Below are 21,526 nucleotides of genomic sequence, written 5' to 3' on the forward strand. Positions count from 1 at the left end.
GTTCACAGAGAGATTGCGGTGATGGAATCGGGCGGAATTGTCGCGGTAGGTTGTCGCGGCGTGAGCAAGCGATTCGCCATCGTCCAAGCTGGGCAGCTCTGGCGCGTTGCGCTGGGATTATCTGGCAACATGGAGAGCTTCGAGGCGCTGCATGATGTCACCTTCGATGTGCCCAAGGGACAATTTGTCGGAGTCCTCGGTCGGAATGGCGCCGGAAAATCGACGTTGCTTCGCGTTATTGGTGGAGTATATCCCGCCGAAAATGGATTCGTCACGATTAACGGCGCTCTGTCAGGACTCTATGAGCTCGGGATCGTAGGCAACTCGCAAGCGACGGGACGCGAATATGCGGATCGGCTGCTCACCGTTCATGGCTTTGCCAAGCGCGAGCGAGAGCGCATGATCCTCGACATTCATGAATTTTCCGAACTCAGTGATCGCTTCGAAGATCCCGTCCAGACCTATTCAGCCGGAATGGCTGCGCGGCTCTATTTCTCGACCGCGACGGCCGGCCGGTATTCAGTCTATCTGCTCGACGAAATCCTCTCGGTCGGTGATCAGCATTTTCAGGCCAAATGCTGGCGTCGGCTTCAGGACCGGTTAGCCCATGGCGCTTCCGGGATTCTCGTCACGCATGATTGGAGTGCAGTGTTGAAGCTTTGCCAGACGGCGCATGTGCTCGACCGCGGCCGTATTGTTTTCAGCGGGCCTTCGGAACGAGCGACAAGAATCTATCTGTATGGCGATAATGCCGTCGGCGAAATGCGCCGAGATCTGGCTGCATTCATCAAGAGGCCGCCCGCGTTGGTCAATGCCCGCCAGGGCGAGGACTTCGTTGTTGCTGCCGATTTGGAGATATTTCAGCCCTGCGACGTCTGCTTTGGCTTCGTTATCGAGCGGATGCAGCCCGGCTTTGGTTGGGAGACCGTCATCGTGACGAAACGGCCAATTCCGGTTGGTTCCCAGCCAGGCCGTTATCGGGTTGAAGCCCGGGTACCGCGCCTGCCGATTGAGCCGCAAACTTATCAGGTCAGTCTTCAGCTCAGTTCGCCCGATCCGGGGGCGACAGGACAATTCGTCCTCCTCGATAGCGTCGGATGGTTGTCCGGCAATGGGATCGCGCTCGAGGTGGTTGGCGAGAGCAATACTCAACTTCTCAATGCGATCTGGAAAGTCGCCGCGGCATGAGCGCGTCAGTCAATGTCGAGCATGTGTCCAAATCCTTTGTTTTGGCGCAGCACGGTGGCTACACGGGCCTTTTCGAAGCGTTGCGGGCAGGCAAGCCCTCGGTCACACAACGGGAGATTCATGCTCTCCAAAATATCTCGTTTTCCATTGGGCCCGGTGAGCGGGTCGGCATTATCGGACGAAATGGAGCCGGCAAAACTACTCTCTTGTCATTGCTAGCCGGTATTACACAGCCGACTACCGGCAAGATTGGGGTCGTCGGGCACGTGCACGCCATGCTCACAATAGGCATGGTCTTGCGCGAAGAAGCCACAGGCCGGGAGAATATCCTGCTTGACGGCGCGGTGCATGGTCATTCGCGGGATTTCATTGAGGAGCTGGCACCCAAAATCGTGGAGTTTGCGGAACTCGGTGATTTCATCGACCGACCAGTTCGAACCTATTCGTCCGGCATGAAGGCTCGGCTGGCGTTCGCGATGGGGGCGTTCACGAAGTCGGACATTCTGATCATCGACGAGACTCTCTCAGTCGGAGATGCTGCCTTTTCGCGCAAAGCAACCCGCAGGATGAAGCAGCTGGCGGGCGAGGGCCAGATCGTGATTGCCGTAAGCCATAGCATGGGGGCGATTGCCGACATTTGCGATCGGTGCCTGTGGCTGGACAATGGTCGTCTGATCATGGATGGCCCCGCGGATGAGGTCACGAAGGCCTATGTACAGACGGTAGACAAAGCCGATGAGGCCGAGTTGGCGCAAAAATTCCAGAACACGGATTTCGGCGAGCCTCGTACAGAGTGCGGGACAATTACAGGCGTTGAGATACAACAGCACGGAGCCCCGATAGGCGCTTCCGCCCGTGCCCTGGTTCCGATCGAAATCACCGTGTGCGGCCAGCTGATGAATCCCAGGGGACGCGCTGACATTGAGCTACGCTGTACCCGAGTCGATGGTCGCTTAATCTGGGTAGATCGCTTGTCGGCCCACGATGGCTGGCTTCAGCACCGCCTGCCGTTCGAAGTGAGTGTCCGGATGGAGCCGCTAGTCCTTGGAGAAAATCTATTCAGGCTCGATGCGATACTCCTCGATGACCGGGGTCTGTCGTGCGGCTTGTCGCGAGTATTTGAAGTGGTGGATCATGACCCGCCCATCGGGGGGCGACCGATGCTCAATGTCTCGCCAGTAATCAACGTTCACGCCCTTGAGGAGGCCAATCAATGATCCTTGCGGGTTTTGACCAACGCGACTTTGCCATGCTTAAGAGCCTGTTTCGGATGAATCTCGGGGATCGCTTTCTGGGGTCCAAGCTGGGGCTTGTTTGGGCTGTGCTGTCGCCCCTTATGCTTATGGGCATCTTCTGTTTCGTGTTCACTGTTGTCTTTCCGGGACGCCTGCCCGGGAAGGAGGGGGCTATCCCCTTCCTGATTTGGCTGATCAGCGGTTATGGTCCGTGGCTCGCCGTGAACGAGGGTCTCATGAGCGCCACGAATTCCGTCGTTGCCAACAGCGGTGTGGTGAAGAACGTCGCATTCAAGTCCGAGATTTTGCCGATCGTTGGAGCCATGATGGGCGTCGTGCCGCTTCTCGTGGCAATAGTAGTTGTTCTCGGATTGCAGATTGTCGGTGGCGAGCTTCCCAAATGGACATTGATCCTTTTGCCGTTCGCAATGATCATTCAACTAGTGTTCTTGTCCGGAATCGGTCTGTTTCTGGCAGCATTAAATGTTTTTGTCCGTGATACGGCTTTGATTCTGCCAAACCTGCTTCAGATTATCCTGTTCGCTTCGCCGATTTTCTATGTACTAACCGCCTATCCGGCGTTCGTCCGGCCGCTTCTGGTCTGCAATCCATTCTATGCTCTGGCCGAATTCTATCGAGCCATTATCGTCGATGGCAAGCTGCCGGAGTTGTGGATGATCACTTATCTGGCGGCGGTCTCGATAGCTCTGTTCGTGGGCGGCCTATGGTGGTTCCGAAGGCTCAAGCTGTTCTTTGATTCAAGACTTTGAGCAGACACATTCAATTTTTTTGGCGCGAAAGAGACCGAGGTTGATGCAGAGGCTTTCGACCAGTAACCGGTTTCGAGTGTGTTCGGCTGCGGATGATCAGAAATGGCGCATCTAGTAGCAATTCATCAACCTAATTTTTTCCCTTGGCTTGGCTACTTTGACAAGATTCGCCGGGCAGAGATCTTTGTCTTCTTGGATGACGTCGACTATCCGAGATCAGGATCCGGCGGAATGGGCTCTTGGATCAACCGCGTGCGGCTTTCCATCCAGGGCGATGCGCAGTGGGTTACATGCCCGATCAAGCGGATGGCTCGGGGACAATCCATCATGGCGGCCCAAATCGACGATGGCCAGCCATGGCGCAAGAAGATCATGCGCACGTTGCAGATGAACTATGGGAAGGCGCCGCAATATGACCGTACAATGGAGTTTCTCTTACCTCTGATCGAGTCGGCCGAGAACAACCTTGCTGCCTTTAACATCTCAGTTATCCATGCAATTGCGGAACGTATCGGTGTAACCACGCGTTTCGTGCGTCAATCCGAGATCAGGAGCGAAGGGCAGGCAACGGAACGGCTGATCTCACTGGTGAAAGCGGTTGGTGGATGCGCCTATCTGGTGGGAGGAGGTGCAGCAGGGTATCAGGACGACGACCTGATCCGAGGAGCCGGCATCGATGTCGTTTATCAGCGCTTCGTTCCGGAATGCTACGGATCGCCAGACCGATTCCTGCCGGGCCTTTCGGTCATTGACTACCTGATGCACGATGGTCGTCCCCTCACCGAAGCTTTCCCTGACAGGTCGTGATGACGGAAACCGTTGTTCTGCTTACCGGCTTTTCTGGCAACGAACTCGCGCGATTGAAGGGTGCTTTCCCGGGTGTAGCTGACATCCGTGCGGTATCGAATCCAGAGGAGCTGAGCCGGCTTCAATTCGGCCCGCACATGCTGCTTCTGAGTTTTGGCACGAGCGTGATCGTTACGCCCGAAGTACTCGGTCGACTTGGGAGACCTGCCTACAACCTTCACGCGGCTTCTCCGGAATTCCCTGGTCGAGACCCGCACCACCACGCCATCTACCGCGACGCCACGACGTATGGCGCGACACTGCACATCATGGATGCGAAAGTCGATGCCGGGCCCATCGTTGCAACGGAGATGTTCCCGGTCGCACCTGATGCGACGCCCGCTTCATTGTTGGAGGCGGCGAACGAAGCCGGAATCCGAATGATCGAAAAAGTGGGCGCTAGATTGCTCGATGTGGAGCCAATGTCGTCGCTTACCGGCATCGCCTGGGGAAACGTGAAGACAACCAGGGCCGATCTCATCCGCCTTTCCAACATAACCCCGCTAATTGATGAGGTGGAACTCCGGCGACGTTACCGGGCCCTTGAAGGAGGTGCTTACGACAATCTGGTCGTTCGAATCCACGATCGAATGTTTCGGATCGACAAGCGTGCTACGGCTACAGCCGCCTCCGTCGCCGTTGATGACGACTTTACCGAAGATGCATATTGCCGGCTTCTTTCGATGCTCAAGGCCGGTCAGTATCGATTTGCTTTCTATGGCGACGTTGTGAGCGACCGCCACGTCATTTGGCGCCACGACGTCGATTTCTCCATGCATCGTGCGGCTGCGCTAGCCGAGATTGAGGCGAAGGAGGGCGTTATGGCCACCTATTTCGTCAATCCACATTCTATCTTCTACAATCTCCTGGAGCCTTCGGTAACTAAGTTGGTTCACCGCATTGCCGAGCTCGGACACGAGATTGGGTTGCATTTCGATTCAGCAGCCTATGATTTAAAAAAATGGGATATCGGCCACTTGGAGACATGTGTCGAGCGCGAGCGCAAACTCCTGGAGATCGCGTTCGAGGTACCAGTTCGATCGCTTAGTTGGCACAACCCGGATATGTCCAATCTGCTCGACTTCGATGCTGATCGTATCAATGGATTGTGGAACGCCTATTCGCGCCAGCTGCGCAATGAATATCGATACTGCTCGGATTCCAATGGCTATTGGCGGTTCCAGCCCATGTCGGCTGTAATTGCTGAAGGATATCCGCGTCTGCACCTCCTCACACATCCTGAGTGGTGGACGAAAGAGAGGCTATCTCCCTCAGAGCGAGTTGATCGCGCAATCCTCGGGCGCGCGCGTCAAGTCCGCCGCGAATATGATGCCGGCTTGGCGAAGGCAGGGCGCCACAATATCACTTGAGGACAAGTGGGTGCTTTTTTCAAAACGTCCGATCGGGTAGGTAGTTTGCCGGTGCTCAAATCTGCCGATGGACGGATTTGCGCGGTCACGGCTGAAACGAACTGCAAGGCGAACTCCCGATCACTCATGCGCGAATTGATCCTCTGACTCAACCTTTCCCGGCTTCTTGTGTATGAGACATCTAAGCGAGAAATTCTTCGTGCCGCTGACCTTGGAAGACTACCAAGGAGGTAACTACGAACGGTTGCAAAGGCGCGTCAGTCGCTCGAACCGCTTTCCATTGAAGCCGCTTGCCATCATGGCCGGTTTGCTCAACTGCACAGTTCTTACGATCATCGCTATTGTCGTGTGGCTGGGCGGAAAAGCTCGCCCAGCACCCTGGCACCGTGAATTGGGCGAGCTCTATTTTCATGTGCCGGAGATGGCAGTTCACAAAGGCATCGAACTGGATGCGCTGGCCGGTCATAGAAGCTGTCTACTCGGCCGCGGCATAGATATAGGATGCGGCAACGGATATATCGGCGGGCTCCTGAAGCGCATGGTAGGTTTGGCGGAACTTCACGGGGTCGATCCAGTCGGCAGCTTCGCCAACGACACTCTTGCGAACGGCTACACGGGCTTTTCCTGTGCGACTGCAAGTGAAATACCCCTGCCGCCAGCTTCATTCGACTGTGCCATCAGCATTTGCGTGCTGGAGCACGTTCGAGATCTCGACAGTGCCTTTCGTGAGATGCTTCGGTTGCTCAAACCCGGAGGTGCGCTTGTTTTCACGACGCCATCGCCTGAATTTCGTTCAAGCACACTGGACACAAGGTTGTGGGCATGCCTTGGAGATCGTACACGCGCCGAAGATGCTGCGCGTTCGCGAGACAAGGTCAGCATGCACTTTCACTACGCAACGGCGAATGAGTGGCGCATGAATCTCGAGCGAATCGGGTTCGACAGCGTTAATGTTTTGCCGATCTTCTCGAGGCGGCAACTGCTGGTATATGAATTAATGAATTGGTCGGTGCGAGTTCCCGAGTTGTATTTTCCAGATAAACTTTGGAGTCTGTGCCAGAAGATAAAGCCCATGAAGATGATGTTCGCTTGGTCAACTGCGGTGATCGCGGCGTGGGTCGGGCGTTGGCGCATTGGCGAAGGTTGCCAGACGCACTGGCTGATCTCTGCGCGGAGACCCACAATCACGATCTTTGATCGAACGCAGGTCGTTGCGCACGCTCCGTCCTGACACATAAACGTCTCGCCAATTCCTGCATCGGTCGCTTTCGTCATCCAGATTGCCGATTGTGAAATTCTCGCTGGGGACGGCGAGCAAAGGCGCAGTTCCACGAAGTATCGAGTCATTCGCCTAGATCGAAATGCGACAGCTTGACATGAGGCTCTCATTGCGAAGGAACGGTCGCTGATGTGCGGCGTATTTGGCGTCCTCGATCGGCGCGGTCTTGGACAGCCACAGCAAAACTTGCTACGCGGACTTTCCGTGGTCTCACACCGCGGCCCGGATGGCGAGGGTTTTGTCTGGTTCGATACGCGACCGGGTAGGACGGCGGCTTTCCGTGAAGTGGGCCCGGGCGCTTCAGTGAACGTACTGCTCGCGCACCGGCGTCTTGCCATTATCGACCTTTCGGACCTCGGGCACCAGCCGATGGCGTCTGAGGACGAGCAGGTTTGGATAACGTACAACGGCGAGATCTATAACTATCTGGAGCTCCGTACCGAGTTGGAGGGTAGGGGCGTTGTCTTCCGCTCAAATTCCGACACTGAGGTCATCCTCCGCTCATACGAGCAGTGGGGCTCGGATGCGTTCACCCGGTTTGTCGGAATGTGGGCGCTTGCGATCCTTGATCTTCGGCAGCGCCACCTGATGCTTTCACGCGACCGCTTCGGTATCAAGCCACTACACTATTTTTCATCCGGCGATCGCTTTGCGTTCGGCTCGGAGATCAAGCAACTGCTCGAAATCCCCTGGGTTCCGCGATCGCTTAACGCGCGAGCCGCCTATGACTATCTTCGTCATGAGGTCGCGGATATTGGGCCTGAAACGTTTTTTTCCGGAATCTACAAGGTTCGTCCCGGTTGTACGCTGGTGCTGTCGTTGGATGAAGGCCGCCACAAAGAGAATTCGTACTACAATCCGCCTGCCGGACCCGAGCTGGAGGATATTTCACCTGAAGGCGCTGCCGGGAGGCTTCAGGATCTCCTTCGTGAGAGTGTTCGCATCCACCTGCGCGCTGATGTGCCGGTCGGAACCTGCCTTTCCGGAGGCTTGGATAGCGGCGCCATTGCTGTCCTGATGCGGGATATCTCGCAACGTGAACAGCTTGGCATCGAAAGGCATGCGTTCAGCTGCCATTTCGACATTCCTGAGGCGGACGAACTTGAGTTTACGCGGCAGAATATGACTGCTGCGGGGATGCAGCCGCATTTTACCGAGCCTCGGGACAAGGACATCGAGGCCGACCTGAAAGAGCTGGTTTGGCATCAGGACGAACCGTTCACTTCAACCTCGATCTTTGCCCAATGGTCAGTATTCCGTCTGATCCAGGATACGGGGGTTAAGGTGGTGCTGGACGGCCAGGGATCCGACGAAATGCTTGGCGGTTACGCGAGCACTGCGCCGCATCTCTTCCTTGAGTTGGCAGCGCAGGGTCGGCTGATGAAGGCTCTTGTCGAGAGCTGGCAATGGTCCCGCTTGCAAGGAACTCCATGGCGTGCGGTTCTGCCCTTGCCGGGCGTGAGGCGAGCGCTAGCTGCGCTGACAAGGACAAAGGGCATTGCCGTGGCGTCCCCCTCAGCATTCTGGATGCGAGAGGACTTTGAACGGGCGTGGGCAGGCAAATCTGTGGTCGGAACAGGGGCATACCAAACCCCGTGGGACGATAAAGCCCCCTTGGCCTCAGTCCTGCGACGCTTCTTTTTTGAGAGCAACCTGCCAGCGTTGCTGCGCTATGAGGATCGGAACTCGATGGCATTCTCAGTCGAATCTCGGGTGCCATTCCTCGATCATCGTCTGGTTGAGTTTGCATTCTCGCTTCCAGCGCACATCAAGTTTCGTGGCGGTTACGCGAAGCGCGTCCTGCGCGATGCCATGCAGGGCCTGTTGCCGGACCCCGTAAGAATGCGCGCACGAAAGATGGGTTTTGCTACTCCGGAAATGCGCTGGCAAACAGGAGTGCTCAAGCCGTTCATCCTAGATGCCCTCCATTCGGACAAGATGGCTGACTTTATCGACCGAGAGGCTGCGCTGCAGGCACGTGATCGGATAGAGGAGACCCAACGGCTCGACTTTCTTCCCTGGAGGCTGCTCAATCTGTACTTGTGGCGGAACCAATTTCTAGTTTGACTTGTTCGCGAGTGTCTGCTCCAACACCGCACTTGGGCGCACGACAATGCATTTGGAGAGAAGGGTCTCATGACGACTGCCGCCGACCGCAGGCCCGTCATAGTATCTTTGACGCCGCTGCCGCTTTCGGCCGATAGCCGAACGCTGAAACAGGTGATTTCGGTCCATCGATTCGGCTTCCGATCCGTGGTTATCGAAGGCGAGAAAAGTCAACTCGCGTCCGCGGAAGTGCCGATTGAAGTCATATCGAGCTTGGATTGCGCGAAATCTGGAGCTTCGGCTCCTGAGGTCGGACAAGGGGACCCAGGAAGGAAGGAGCCGTCTTCACCATCCTCAGAGTCCACAGCCGCCCCGCGCATTTCCACGTTTTTGAGATTGCGGGAATCCAGCGTCGGCCGCTTTTTTCGGCGTTGGCGGGGGACTCGGGCTATTGCAGGAATGTTTGTGCCCGCCTTGGATCGTTTCGATCAGGCTGCTGTTTCCTGTCGAGGTTCGGGCTCAATCGCGGGAGTGCTCTCAATCAGGGCGGTCGTCGTCGCTGTTCCAGCTGCGACGTTCATGACCCTAAAAGCCATTGCTAGAGGCGCCGCGACGAAGCTTCCGAATTGGGCATTCTACCATCCGTCGCTCTTCGCGGAGCATCTCGCTGTTTATCTCAACAAGTATTTCTTCTCGGTCCTCGCTGTCGCTCCGCGTGCGGACGTCTACTACCTTCATGCGTTTTACCAATTTCCGGCCGTATGGTTCCTCTCATTGAGGTATCGGGCCAAGGTGATCTACGACGCTCATGATTTTTATTCGCAATTAGAAGATGACGGCAGTCTTTCGCCGTTCTGGAAGAACTGGGTCATGCCTTTCGAAAGGTTCATTGAGCGACTTTGCGTCCGGTTCGCAGATGATGTGGTAACCGTAAACGACGGCATCGCTGCCCTGATGCGAGAGCGATTTGGTTGCGACGCCGCAATTGTGCGCAATGCGCATGATCTTCGGCTTGACCGCGAACTTGCCGGGACCATTAGGGAAGCGATCGACCTACCCGTAGAAGCATTTCTGGTTGTTTCAATTGGGAATTGGAAGCCGGGAATGGCTATGGAGCAAATGTTTGATGCGCTCTCACGGTTGCCGGAGCATGTTCATTTGGCTTTTCTGGGAGGGGGTTATCCGCCGCTTGACGACGCGATCAAGTCGCGTGGCATTGATGGACGAGTTCATGTCCTTCCGCCGGTGCTTCCGCAAGAGGTGGTTCCATTTATCTCGTCTGCGGACGCATCGGTTGTGCTTTACTACGGCAAGTCGCCCAATTATCAGAACGCATTACCCAATCGGTTTTTCCAGTCGATCGCGGCAAGATTGCCGCTGGTCTATCCCGACCTCGCAGAGATTCGTCGTCTGGCGGATCGCTATGGCGTGGGACTTATGGCCGATCCCCGAGATCCGAGCCAGATCGAGTTGGCGCTTCGGTCATTTGTCGAGAACCGTGACCAGTGCGTAGCGATCAGGAGAAATCTCGATCTGGCCAGCCGTGAACTTTGTTGGGAGCGCGAAGAGCGAGTCCTCAGAGGGCTACTCCATCGAAATCTCGGCAAGGCTGAAGCCTCGTGTTCGGCGGTCGAGAGCGAAACCATCGGCTGAACAGGCGAGCTTCAAGATATCAAAGTGGCAAAGAAAAAGACTCTCTTTCTCGATCTAAACGGGATCGGGCCTACCGTCATGGCTTCGGCAACGCTGCTGCGAGGCTTGTTGGGAATCGAGGATGGTGCGCAACCGCCAAATCTGCTGCGTGGTAGCGCAACTATCCGTACGCTGTACGCTCATCTGCAGGATTTCAACCAGCGGTTATCCTACGTTCGTGATTGGAGGGATGCTTTCTGCCGATCGCCTGAGCTCGACGTCACCATCTGCGACATGAATAATCTCGTTCATCTCGGAACTTGCATGTTACGCGTCAGGACCTACGACCTCATTGTCGTGTCACATGTGGCGGCCGGTGACGATATGTCCTTGATCAACCGGATCGCGCCTTTCTTGGCCAAACGCTCCTGTCCGATCGTCGTCTTTCTAGGCAATGAATACGACCTTCTCGACCAGAAGCTGGAGTTTTGCAGAGCGGTGAAGGCCGAGTTTCTCTGCAGCCAGCTTCCTATTGCGGCCGCGGAATATCTCTATGGAGAGCTTGACGGAACGCAAATCCTTGCGACGCCGCATGCGCTCAATCCTTCCGTATATTCACCGCTACCCGGCGCGCAGCGCGATATCGACGTGGGATTTGTCGGTGACATCTACTGGCCCTTCGTCGGAGATCGGGAAAGAACCGACTTGATTGCGTATTTTGAGCGGCATGGGGAGGAACGGGGCGTTCGATGCGACATTCGAGGTGGTCGGTCGTCGCGGATGCCGCGCGATGAATGGGCGGCATTTCTCAATCGCTGTCGTACTTTGATCGGCGCAGAGTCCGGGACCTATTATCTCAACGAGAGAGGTGCTCTCCTCGATCGCGCCAGAACCTACAATCTGAAGCAGAATCAGAACGCCAGCTTTGAGGAAGTGTTCGAGAAATTCTTTGCCGGCGTCCCGCGCGGTGTGTCAGGCAAGAGCATCTCGTCAAGGCACTTCGAAGCGATCGGTACCAAGACCTGTCAGGTCCTGATCGAAGGAGGCTATAACGGCATTCTCAAGGCCAATGAACACTACATTCCGGTACGCGCTGACCTCTCCGATATTGACGAGGCGATTCGCGCGCTCCGGGATCAGACTCATTGTCGCGAGATCGCTCAGCGCGCCTATGATCTCGCAATGTCCGGTCATACCTACGATCATCGCGTTGCAGATATCGTGGCGCGTGTTCTCTAGCCGCTGAGCAGATAAATCAGATGTGCGGGATCGCAGGAATCATGAATTTTGACCGGCAGAAGCCGGTCGATCGTGGCGTGGTCGTCGCCATGACGAGAGTCGTCGCCCATCGTGGCCCTGACGCAGAAGGCGTTTGGGTGGATGGTTCCGTGGGGCTCGGTCATCGTCGTCTTTCCATCATCGATCTTTCCGTGGCCGCCGAGCAGCCAATGGTCTCCGACGATGGCCAAGTCCGCATTGTCTATAACGGAGAAGTCTACAATTTTTTGGAACTGAAGCGCGAGCTGCAGGCAAGGGGCTATGGCTTTCGAACCTCGTCGGACACCGAGGTCATCCTCCAGGCCTATCGATGTTATGGCCAGGACTTCGTAAAGCGTCTGCGGGGAATGTTCGCGCTGGCGATCTGGGACGCAGCGCAACGAACGCTACTGCTCGCGCGCGATCGGATCGGGATCAAGCCGCTCTATTATCACGTTGGCCACGAACACGTATCGTTCGCATCGGAGTTGAAGTCCCTGCTTGTCAATCCCCAGACGCCGCGTGAAGTTGACCAGGCGTCACTGGCAAATTTCCTTCATCTTCTCAGCATTCCCGACCCGCAATCAATTCTGAAGGGAGTTCGGCGGCTCGAGGCCGGTCACATGCTCATCGTTCGTGGGCGTGACGTGCGTGACCACGCGTACTGGAATGTTCCTCTGCCTTCGGCACCGCGATCGCTTTCGCTTGCGGATGCTTGTGTCGAATTCGATGAGCGGTTTGGCGACGCGGTTCGAAGTCACCTTGTTGCAGACGTGCCGGTAGGAGCTTTCCTGAGCGGCGGTGTCGATTCTAGCTCGGTCGTGGCCCTCGTTGGACCGCAGGCCAGTGCGGGGATGCGGACCTTTTCGGTTGTATTCAAAGGCGACGAAGTCTTCGACGAAGGACCTTATGCTCGCGTTGTGGCGGAACGCTACGGTACGACGCACCGCGAGTTGGATCTCGGTGCCGAGGCGGGTGATTTTCTTCCGGCGATGGCCTGGCATTGCGACGAACCCTTCGCAGTCTCGTCAGCACTGGGTATATACTTTCTCGCCAAGGCGGCGAGGGAGGACGGAATCAAGGTCGTTCTGACGGGCGACGGAGGCGATGAGGTCTTCGCGGGATACACCTGGAGGCATCAGGACTTTCCTCCGTTGGTCGCGACCAGACTAAAGCCGCTGCGCCGGCTGCTCTCGCAGGCTGGTGCGATCGGTCACCGCATGGCTCCAGACTTCCGGCTGTGGCGGGCGATGGCGAGAAGTGAGAAAGACGCGGAACGCTACATCGACAGTTATGCCTGCCTTCGAGACATCGACCTTGCACACCTTGTGATGCCGGACATTTGGCCGAATTTGAAGGACGCATGGTCTCGCAACATCACGGCTTCGCACTATGAGTCTGCGGTTGGCCAACCGGAGTTGACGCGTAAGCTGTACACCGACATGAAGTCCTCGCTGATCAGCGAAATGCTGACCAAGGTCGACAGACTCACAATGGCCGCTGGCGTCGAGGCGCGTGTTCCGTTCTTGGATCACGAACTGGTCGAATGGGCGTTCACGTTGCCCGGCAATCTTAAGATCAAGGGCGGCGAAGGCAAATTGATTGTGAAACGAGCCATGGAGTCGCGTCTCCCGGCCGATATTCTCTATCGTCCCAAGGCTGGCTTCAACCTTCCGCTCGGCAAATGGCTACGGACGGGTCTAAGAGATATGGTCTATGATCTCCTCTCCCCCGCTAGCGTCGCGCGCAGAGGCTACTTCAGGCCGGACGTTGTCTCGACAATGGTCGACCGGCACATGAAAGGTGGCGACGATATCGGCAACAGGCTGTTCGTGCTGCTCATGCTCGAGCTCTGGCACAGGCAAATTCTCGATCCCGGTGCTTCTGCAACGAACATCGGTCTGGTGGCCTAGCGCAATGACTTTGGCGTCATCCACATCCCGCCCGCTGAAGATCCTGGCGATCGGCTACGCGACGAGCACGCACGTGGTGAACAGGGTGCGCTGTTTCGGCGGCCTTGGGCATGAGGTCTATCTGTTGGGCACACCATCGGCAGGTCTCATCGAGGTTACGGAGCTTACACCGTCCGTTCGCCCGGGCCAGGACGAATGGCTCTCGCGTTTGGCGCGCTGGGGAAGCAAGCTGATCGGGCGCAATTTGAGTGGTCTGTCTGATATGGCGAGGTTGTTCCTCGACTTTCGCCGTCTGATAAGATCGACAAACCCCGACATCATCCACGTGCACTATGCATATAGCACGTGGGCCTGGCTGGCAGGCGCGTTGGGCTACCGTCCGCTGGTGGTCAGCGTGATGGGTGGAGATGTGCTGTTCGAGGAGCAGGGCGAGCCGACACCACGTGGAATTTCGCTGACCAAGCGCCTGTTTGCTGCGGCCGACCGCATCACCGCAAAATCCGACTTTCTGATTGCCAAGCTCAATGAACTGGGCGGCTATGGCGGCAAGGCGACCAGGGTGGTATGGGGGGTTGATCCTCAACAGTTCCGGCCGCTTGATGCGTCAAACCTTCGCGCCGAGTGCGGAATCCCGGACCATGCCCGGATCGTGCTCAGCCCAAAAATCCTGCAGCCTTTCTATAATATCGACGTTCTTGTCGAGGCTATGGCGCTGGTGGTCAAACAGGTTCCATCGGCCCACCTCGTTGTCACGGAATATGGCGCCAACCCGCAGTACCGCGCAGAGCTGTTGGCCCAGATTGAGCGGCTTGGCCTCGCGGGTCATGTGAGCTTTGTCGGTCACATCGCCCATGACCAGATGCCGCTCTTCTACTCCCTTGCGGAAGTGGCGGTCGGAATTCCGCAATCTGACGGTTTGCCGCAGACCTTGCTTGAAGCGATGGCCTGTGGTGTCCCGAATGTAGTTGGCAGACTCGACCGCTACGGAGAGATTGTCAAAGATGGCGAGAGCGTTCTGTTTGCCGATATCGAGCCGGCAAGTGTCGCGAGCGCTATCCTCAGATTGCTGGAGGAAAAGCCATTGCGGGATGCGATCGTCGCAAGGGGGCGGGAAATTGTCGTCGAGGAGGCGAACTTCCCGAACGACGTGCGGCGCGTGGAGGCAATATACCGCGAATTGGCTTCGCAGCCCATAAGGCGTTCCTGGTATCGCCCGATGATGCTGATCGATGTAGCGCGCTACTGGCTCAGAATCTGATCGGGACCTGCAACATCGCAGTAATCGCTGTAACAATGACTTTCTTCGAGGGATGACTTGCCTGCATGAAACCGATTGTTCCGCTTATTTGCCCCGACACGGGTGAACAACTGAAGCCCATTCCACCGTCCGAGGAAATTTCCGACAAAACGACAGAGCTGCGGTCATGCAGCGGCCGCGCTTACTCAGTGATCGGAGGCGTTCCACGCTTTGTTCCGCCTGAGAACTACGCTGCGGCATTTGGACTGCAGTGGAAGACTTTCAGGAAGACCCAGTTGGACTCCTACACCGGAACATCGATCAGCCGGGATCGGCTGGAGCGATGTTTGGGCGGCTTCGGCGCGGTGCGGGGCAAGAAAGTGCTGGAGGCAGGATGCGGCGCTGGCCGGTTTACGGAAGTGCTGCTGGCAGAAGGCGCGCAGGTCCTTGCATGCGATCTTTCCACGGCGGTTGAAGCAAACCGCGAAAATTGTGGCTCAAGGGATGGATATTTTGTTTGTCAGGCCGACATACGCGCGCTTCCGGTTGCGCCTCGATCTTTCGATGTTGTGATCTGCCTTGGGGTCATTCAGCACACGCCTGACCCCGACGAGACCATCCGGGTGCTCGCCGGCCACGTTGCTCCAGGGGGGCTTCTGGTCATTGATCACTATCGATATGGTCATGAGGATATGACCAAGACGCGGCAGCGCTTGCGCAAATTCCTCATCCGGCAGGATCCAAAAGTTGCGATGAATCTTGTAAGGCTGCTTGTTGCAGCTCTCTGGCCTCTACACCGACTGAGCTGGCATTTGCGAAAACTGGCGCTCGGCGGCAGATTCAGACAAGCCGTCTTGCATTTTTCGCCTGTTCTCGACTACCACGACTATTATGGACAATTGGGACCCAAGTTGCTCTATGCATGGGCCGTCCTGGATACTCACGACGCGCTTACAGATCGATACAAGCACAAAAGATCGACGGAGCAGATTGCGCAGGCTCTCGATGCTGCTGGGCTGGTTCAGATCGAAGTAAGCTATGGCGGGAATGGCGTCGAGGCGCGGGGTCTGGTTCCGAAGCTATCTCCCGCCGGAGTCTAAGGTCGAGAGCCGCGCCGCCGTGGCTTGACCCGGCTTGCGCACACCGAGATACCACGTCTGAAACGGATCATCTCGCGAGGCGAATGGCCCGGCGTAGTTCAAGCCGAGGCACTCTCTGCCTTGACTTCGGAAAGTCTCTTAGGGCTATCGCATGTGTGGAATTGCCGGTTTCCTTTCACTGACGTCCGAGCCGTATCCTCAGAGCGGGGTGGCGCTGCGCGCGATGTCTTCGCTGATCGCCCATCGTGGTCCTGATGGCACCGGTGAATGGACGTCGAGCGACCGGCGCGTGGGCTTCGTCCATCGACGGCTTGCGATCATAGACCTGTCGCCGAGCGGTGCGCAGCCAATGATCGCGCCAAACGGCACCGTGATCACGTACAATGGCGAGATCTACAACTATATCGAACTGCGTAACGAGTTGTCGTCTCGATGGGAGTTTCGCTCGACTTCAGACACAGAAGTGATCCTTGCCGCCTATGAGAGGTGGGGAGATGATTGCGTATCTCATCTGAGGGGAATGTTTGCGTTCGCGATCTGGGATGAGAAAAAGCAAAGACTGTTTGCTGCGCGTGATCGTTTCGGCATCAAACCACTCTACTATACCGAGCAGAGGGGGAGGCTCTTCTTTGCGTCAGAGGCCAAGGCCCTGCTGCCCCTGCTGCCCGAAATTCGCACCGATTCGAGTGCGCTCGCGGAATATCTGACTTTCCAGTATACGATCGGCGCCAAGACGCTCTTTGAACATGTCAACGCGCTGCTGCCCGGACATGTGCTCACGGTCGACCACGGAAATATCAGCGTTCGTCGCTACTGGGATGTGCAGTATGCCGTCGATTTCGATCACAGCCCGAGGTATTTCGAAGCGCGCTTCAAGGAGTTGATCGCCGACTCCATGAAGATCCATTTGCGGGCGGATGTACCGATCGGCGGATATGTCTCAGGAGGGCTCGACTCCAGTCTCGTGGCGTTGCTGGCCTCGCGTCACGACCACCGCAATCGTCTCGCATTCCACGGCCGGTTCACGGAGTATCCCGGGTACGACGAGAGCCGATATGCACAGGAGGTCGGAAGGCTGGCCGACATGACCTTGCACATGGCGGATATCACCGCGGAGGACTTCAGGACCTCGCTCCACGATGTCATCTATCATCTTGATTTTCCGGTCGCCGGTCCCGGTTCGTTTCCGCAATTCATGGTCTCGGCGCTCGCTGCGAGGCATGTGAAAGTCGTTCTCGGCGGGCAGGGCGGGGACGAACTGCTTGGAGGCTACGCACGATATCTCGTGGCCTACTTCGAGCAATGCATCAAGGCCGCGATGGACGGCACCTACCAGGAAGGAAACTACGTCGTCACGATCGAGTCCATCGTTCCGAATCTCGGTCTGCTCCGTGAATACAAGCCGATGATCAAGGAGTTTTGGCGCGAGGGGCTGTTCGAGGATCTGGACGAGCGGTATTTCAGGCTCATTGATCGCTCCACCGACATGGTCGGCGAAGTGGATTGGGGGGCGCTCGACAAGGCGCGGGTCTTCGAGGCGTTCCGCGGGATCTTCAATAATCAGGACAACGTCAGAAAAGAGGCCTACTTCGACAAGATGACTCACTTCGATTTCAAGTGCCTGTTGCCGGCGTTGCTGCAGGTTGAAGATCGAATGAGCATGGCGCACGGGCTCGAGAGCCGGGTGCCTCTGCTTGATCATCCGCTGGTCGAGTTCCTCGCCACGGTTCCTGCCGACGTCAAGTTCAAAGGCGGGCAGATGAAGCAGCTTATGAAGACCGCCTATCGTGACATCCTGCCGGCCGACGTATTGAAACGGCGAGACAAGATGGGTTTCCCGGTTCCCCTGAAGGAATGGTTCGAGGGATCGCTTCGCAGCTTCGTGACGGATATTTTCGATCAGCAGCGGGCGCGAGAGCGCGACTATTTCAACAGTGGCGTGGTGCTCGCAAACTTTCAGAAGGCGTCTCGTTTCTCGCGCAAGGCCTGGGGGCTATTGTCGCTCGAGCTATGGCACCAGCGCTTCCATGATCGGGCGGCCGAATTCAGAGCTATGGTTCAATCCTAGGGCCAGCGAAGTCCGTCGCAGCGGCGGCGCTCTTATTTCGCCGATCGCTGGACATGTTGGAAGAATGCGCGGGAATCGGGGTCTCGGATCGCCTTGCTTGCCGATGCTCCCGATCTGCGCGCGTCGGCCGTCCGCCGAAATGAGGCGGCGCGACGTCTCAGGCCGCGGCTCTGGGAGACTTGGGGTATATTTGACAACGGCGACCGTCATGTTATCTCCGCGTCATTCGTGCGATTTCCATAAACTGGGCCCGCGCCAAACCAATCGGAATGAAAAATGGGACACGGACGCAACATCGCTGTAATCGGGTTGGGCTATGTCGGTTTGCCTGTCGCCGTGTCGTTTGCGCGATCGGGTGCGCCGGTAGTCGGATTCGATATCGATCAAAGACGGGTGACCGAACTCAAAGACGGTCACGATCGTACGAGAGAGGTCGAAGCGCATGATCTGCACCAGGAGTCACTCGTCTTCTCGTCCGATCGCGCCGCGATGGCAAGGTCCGACTTCTACATTGTAACGGTGCCAACGCCGATCGATGAGGCGAGGCGGCCGGACTTGAGGGCAATGATCTCCGCATCGCGCTCAGTTGGTGCGGTGCTGAAGAAGGGCGATATTGTTGTCTATGAGTCGACGGTGTACCCCGGCGCCGTCGAAGAAGAGTGCATTCCGATCCTGAACGAGACATCAGGGCTCAAGGCGGGGGACGATTTCACGGTCGGCTATTCGCCGGAGCGAATAAATCCAGGCGACAGGCAGCATCGGTTTGAAACCATCGCCAAGGTGGTGTCGGCGCAGGATGAGCGAACGCTCGATATTGTGGCCGCCGTTTACGGGTCGGTCGTGACAGCCGGCGTTCATCGTGCATCTTCCATCAAGGTGGCGGAGGCCGCGAAGGTCATCGAAAATACGCAGCGCGATCTGAATATCGCCTTCATGAACGAGTTGTCGTTGATCTTTCAGGCGCTCAATATTGACACTGCGGATGTGTTGGCTGCGGCGCGCACCAAGTGGAACTTCCTGCCTTTCCAACCGGGGCTTGTCGGCGGCCATTGCATCGGTGTCGATCCTTATTACCTGACCTTTCGGGCGGAGAAGGCCGGCTATCATCCGGAGGTCATTCTCGCAGGCCGACGCATCAATGATGGCATGGGGCAGCGTGTGGCGCGAGAATGCGTGAGGGGGCTGTTGCGACGCAAGGCGCAAAGCGGCGTCGTCACGGTTCTTGGGCTCACATTCAAGGAAGATGTCCCGGACACGCGCAACTCGCGGGTCATTGATATTGTGAGCGAGTTGCAATCGTTCGGCTTGACAGTGCAGTTGCATGATCCTCTCGCAAACGCGGCCGATGCTGAGGAGGAATATGGAGTCAAGCTGCTGCCGCTGCGCGAACTGCAGTCGGCGGATGCCGTCATTCTTGCCGTAGCACATAACGAATATGCGAGCGGCGGGTGGCCGCTTATCCAGCGGCTGCTGATTGGCGGCAATGGCTTGGTTTTTGATGTGAAATCGAAGCTCGACCGCGGCTCGAAGCCGGTCGGCATTGAATTGTTGCGACTTTGAGCTCGGGTATGGCGAGCAAGGTAGTTCTTGTCACCGGAGCCGCCGGTTTCATCGGCTTCCATGTCAGTCAGCGTCTTCTATCGGAAGGCTTCGACGTCGTCGGCGTCGACAACATCAACCATTATTATGATCCAAAGCTCAAAGGGGCGCGCCTTGACGTGCTCAAGAGCAACTCTCGATTTTGCACCGAAAAGCTCGATCTTGCTCATCGGCAGATGACGAAGGCGTTGTTTGAACGGCATCGCTTTGGCAAGGTGATCCATCTTGCTGCGCAGGCCGGCGTCCGATATTCGATCCAGGATCCGCACGCTTACGTCGACGCGAATATGCAGGGCTTCGTCAACGTCCTGGAAGGATGCCGTCACAACGGATGCGAGCATCTTGTCTATGCGTCCTCGTCGTCGGTCTATGGCGCCAACACCAAGTTGCCATTCTCGATTGAAGACCGTGTCGATCATCCGATCAGTCTCTATGCTGCTTCCAAGAGGGCGAATGAGCTGATGGCTCATGCCTACAGTCATCTTTACCGCCTTCCTACGACAGGTCTGCGCTTCTTTACGGTCTACGGTCCATGGGGCCGGCCTGATATGGCGATGTTTGTGTTTGCCAGATCCATTCTGGCTGGCGAGCCAATAAAGCTGTTCAATCATGGTAAAATGCGGCGAGACTTCACCTATGTCGATGACGTCAGCAAATGTATCGTTGGTCTCATCGACCGGGCGCCGCAAGGCTTTGGCGATTTGAGCAGCGATAAGCCGGGTACCTCGGCGACCAGCGTCCCGTGGCGGATCTATAATATTGGCAACAATAATCCCGAGGAACTGACATACGTCGTTTCTCTTCTCGAAAAGGAATTGGGGAAGGCGGCCATCAGGGAGATGTTGCCGATGCAGCCTGGCGATGTCGAGGCAACCTACGCCGACGTCAAGGATCTCGAGCAAGATATCGGCTTTCGTCCCGCGACACAGATCGAGGAAGGTGTCGCTCGCTTCGTCAAATGGTACCGGGATTACTACCGGATTTAGCAATAGAACTCGACAACAGCTTCTTGAATCTGGGTGGTCATATGAAAATCTTTGTCACCGGCGGAGCCGGACAGGTCGGATCAACGGTCATAGACATGTTCTTGTCGCGCGGCGATGAGGTCGTTGCGATCGACAACTATGCGACCGGTCGGGCCGACAATCTGACCAAGCACGCAAAGCTTATGCTGATTGAAGACACGATCGCGAACGCCGAGGTCATCAATCGGCTGTTTTCGGATTTCCGGCCCGAGATCGTCGTCCACACTGCGGCGTCCTATAAAGATCCCGAAGATTGGGGCACCGATGCGCTGGTCAATGCCGTTGGCACGGCCAATGTCGCCAAAGCGTGCAAGGCGCATGGTGTATCTCGCCTCATCTACTTTCAGACGGCTCTTTGCTACGGTACGAAACCGCTGCAATCTCCTATCCCGCTTGATCATCCAATCAATCCCGTCAATTCGAGCTATGCAATCTCGAAGACGGCTGGAGAGAACTACGTTCAGTTTTCCGGAGTTGACTGGGTGACTTTCCGGCTGGCCAATGTGATCGGACCGCGAAACGTTTCCGGGCCGCTCCCCATCTTCTACGGTCGGTTGTCCAAGGGACAGAAGTGTTTCGTCACGCCGGCGCGTCGGGACTTCTGCTATGCGGACGACTTGGCGCGGGTTGTCGTCAAGGCTGCCGATGGCGCCGGCAGCGGCACCTACCATTTCTCCTCGGGCAAGGATGTCGCGATTAAGGAGCTTTATGACGCCGTGGTGCGCGCAATGAAGCTCAATGATTATCCTGAACCGGAAATCAAGCCGCTCGGCCCCGACGACGCGCCTTCCATTCTTCTTGACCCGGACCGCACATTCAAGGACTTCGGAGCGATAGAGTTCACTTCGCTCGATGACATTGCGCGCATGTCGGTGGAGCGATGGCAGAGGGATGGCGTTGTCGGAGGTTATACGCACCTGAAGGAAGCGCGGGCGGAAATCCGCAGTTGATCAGGATAGGT

The 21,526-nt window shown here is 56.8% G+C and carries 16 protein-coding genes; all 16 read left to right on the top strand.

Annotated elements, in window-relative coordinates; all coding sequences use genetic code 11:
- Positions 1-21 precede the first annotated feature (21 nt).
- The 16 genes from QA643_RS11755 (at position 22) to QA643_RS11830 (ending at position 21,515) form a co-directional block, all read left to right on the top strand.
- A complete protein-coding gene (locus QA643_RS11755; RefSeq protein WP_283034777.1) occupies positions 22-1,188 on the top strand; it encodes an ABC transporter ATP-binding protein in 1,167 nt (388 codons plus the stop codon).
- The gene (locus QA643_RS11760) at positions 1,185-2,405 is read left to right on the top strand and encodes an ABC transporter ATP-binding protein (RefSeq protein ID WP_283033324.1); all 1,221 of its coding nucleotides are present in this window, start codon (positions 1,185-1,187) and stop codon (positions 2,403-2,405) included. The genes QA643_RS11755 and QA643_RS11760 overlap by 4 nt, the downstream gene beginning before the upstream one ends.
- Positions 2,402-3,193 carry an ABC transporter permease gene (locus QA643_RS11765; protein ID WP_283033325.1) on the top strand — a complete coding sequence of 264 codons (792 nt, stop codon included), beginning with the start codon at positions 2,402-2,404 and terminating at the stop codon, positions 3,191-3,193. Before QA643_RS11760 ends, QA643_RS11765 begins: the two co-directional genes overlap by 4 nt.
- Positions 3,194-3,295: 102 nt before the next feature.
- A complete protein-coding gene (locus QA643_RS11770; protein ID WP_283033326.1) occupies positions 3,296-4,000 on the top strand; it encodes a WbqC family protein in 705 nt (234 codons plus the stop codon).
- Positions 4,000-5,409 carry a formyltransferase family protein gene (locus tag QA643_RS11775; RefSeq protein WP_283033327.1) on the top strand — a complete coding sequence of 470 codons (1,410 nt, stop codon included), beginning with the start codon at positions 4,000-4,002 and terminating at the stop codon, positions 5,407-5,409. The genes QA643_RS11770 and QA643_RS11775 overlap by 1 nt, the downstream gene beginning before the upstream one ends.
- A gap of 199 nt (positions 5,410-5,608) precedes the next feature.
- A complete protein-coding gene (locus QA643_RS11780) occupies positions 5,609-6,640 on the top strand; it encodes a class I SAM-dependent methyltransferase (RefSeq protein ID WP_283033328.1) in 1,032 nt (343 codons plus the stop codon).
- A gap of 177 nt (positions 6,641-6,817) precedes the next feature.
- Positions 6,818-8,755: an asparagine synthase (glutamine-hydrolyzing) gene (asnB, locus tag QA643_RS11785; RefSeq protein ID WP_283033329.1), complete on the top strand. Its 1,938-nt coding sequence runs from the start codon at positions 6,818-6,820 to the stop codon at positions 8,753-8,755.
- Between the two features lie 69 nt (positions 8,756-8,824).
- Positions 8,825-10,387, top strand: a complete 1,563-nt coding sequence (locus tag QA643_RS11790; protein ID WP_283033330.1) for a glycosyltransferase — start codon at positions 8,825-8,827, stop codon at positions 10,385-10,387.
- Between the two features lie 24 nt (positions 10,388-10,411).
- The gene (locus tag QA643_RS11795) at positions 10,412-11,605 is read left to right on the top strand and encodes a glycosyltransferase (protein WP_283033331.1); all 1,194 of its coding nucleotides are present in this window, start codon (positions 10,412-10,414) and stop codon (positions 11,603-11,605) included.
- 41 nt (positions 11,606-11,646) lie between these two features.
- Entirely contained in the window at positions 11,647-13,536 is a 1,890-nt protein-coding gene (asnB, locus tag QA643_RS11800) for an asparagine synthase (glutamine-hydrolyzing) (RefSeq protein WP_283033332.1), read from the top strand.
- A 4-nt stretch (positions 13,537-13,540) separates the two neighbouring features.
- Entirely contained in the window at positions 13,541-14,794 is a 1,254-nt protein-coding gene (locus QA643_RS11805) for a glycosyltransferase family 4 protein (RefSeq protein ID WP_283033333.1), read from the top strand.
- A 65-nt stretch (positions 14,795-14,859) separates the two neighbouring features.
- Complete coding sequence (locus QA643_RS11810; RefSeq protein ID WP_283033334.1) at positions 14,860-15,873, top strand: class I SAM-dependent methyltransferase; 1,014 nt, start codon at positions 14,860-14,862, stop codon at positions 15,871-15,873.
- Positions 15,874-16,024: 151 nt separating this feature from the next.
- Positions 16,025-17,941, top strand: coding sequence for an asparagine synthase (glutamine-hydrolyzing) (gene asnB / locus QA643_RS11815; protein ID WP_283033335.1), 1,917 nt, complete (start codon positions 16,025-16,027; stop codon positions 17,939-17,941).
- 276 nt (positions 17,942-18,217) lie between these two features.
- Entirely contained in the window at positions 18,218-19,501 is a 1,284-nt protein-coding gene (locus QA643_RS11820) for a nucleotide sugar dehydrogenase (RefSeq protein WP_283033336.1), read from the top strand.
- An 8-nt stretch (positions 19,502-19,509) separates the two neighbouring features.
- Positions 19,510-20,526, top strand: a complete 1,017-nt coding sequence (locus tag QA643_RS11825; protein WP_283033337.1) for an NAD-dependent epimerase — start codon at positions 19,510-19,512, stop codon at positions 20,524-20,526.
- Positions 20,527-20,567: 41 nt separating this feature from the next.
- Positions 20,568-21,515, top strand: coding sequence for an NAD-dependent epimerase/dehydratase family protein (locus tag QA643_RS11830; protein ID WP_283033338.1), 948 nt, complete (start codon positions 20,568-20,570; stop codon positions 21,513-21,515).
- Positions 21,516-21,526: the final 11 nt, after the last annotated feature.

The sequence above is a fragment of the Bradyrhizobium sp. CB3481 genome, from assembly GCF_029714305.1.
Lineage (GTDB): Bacteria > Pseudomonadota > Alphaproteobacteria > Rhizobiales > Xanthobacteraceae > Bradyrhizobium.

Bases quoted from the DNA above. Each gene is read 5' to 3' on its own strand.
- QA643_RS11755 (WP_283034777.1), top strand. From the start codon at position 22: ATGGAATCGGGCGGAATTGTCGCGGTAGGTTGTCGCGGCGTGAGCAAG.
- QA643_RS11760 (WP_283033324.1), top strand. From the start codon at position 1,185: ATGAGCGCGTCAGTCAATGTCGAGCATGTGTCCAAATCCTTTGTTTTG.
- QA643_RS11765 (WP_283033325.1), top strand. From the start codon at position 2,402: ATGATCCTTGCGGGTTTTGACCAACGCGACTTTGCCATGCTTAAGAGC.
- QA643_RS11770 (WP_283033326.1), top strand. From the start codon at position 3,296: ATGGCGCATCTAGTAGCAATTCATCAACCTAATTTTTTCCCTTGGCTT.
- QA643_RS11775 (WP_283033327.1), top strand. From the start codon at position 4,000: ATGACGGAAACCGTTGTTCTGCTTACCGGCTTTTCTGGCAACGAACTC.
- asnB (WP_283033329.1), top strand. From the start codon at position 6,818: ATGTGCGGCGTATTTGGCGTCCTCGATCGGCGCGGTCTTGGACAGCCA.
- QA643_RS11790 (WP_283033330.1), top strand. From the start codon at position 8,825: ATGACGACTGCCGCCGACCGCAGGCCCGTCATAGTATCTTTGACGCCG.
- asnB (WP_283033332.1), top strand. From the start codon at position 11,647: ATGAATTTTGACCGGCAGAAGCCGGTCGATCGTGGCGTGGTCGTCGCC.
- QA643_RS11805 (WP_283033333.1), top strand. From the start codon at position 13,541: ATGACTTTGGCGTCATCCACATCCCGCCCGCTGAAGATCCTGGCGATC.
- QA643_RS11810 (WP_283033334.1), top strand. From the start codon at position 14,860: ATGAAACCGATTGTTCCGCTTATTTGCCCCGACACGGGTGAACAACTG.
- asnB (WP_283033335.1), top strand. From the start codon at position 16,025: ATGTGTGGAATTGCCGGTTTCCTTTCACTGACGTCCGAGCCGTATCCT.
- QA643_RS11820 (WP_283033336.1), top strand. From the start codon at position 18,218: ATGGGACACGGACGCAACATCGCTGTAATCGGGTTGGGCTATGTCGGT.
- QA643_RS11825 (WP_283033337.1), top strand. From the start codon at position 19,510: ATGGCGAGCAAGGTAGTTCTTGTCACCGGAGCCGCCGGTTTCATCGGC.
- QA643_RS11830 (WP_283033338.1), top strand. From the start codon at position 20,568: ATGAAAATCTTTGTCACCGGCGGAGCCGGACAGGTCGGATCAACGGTC.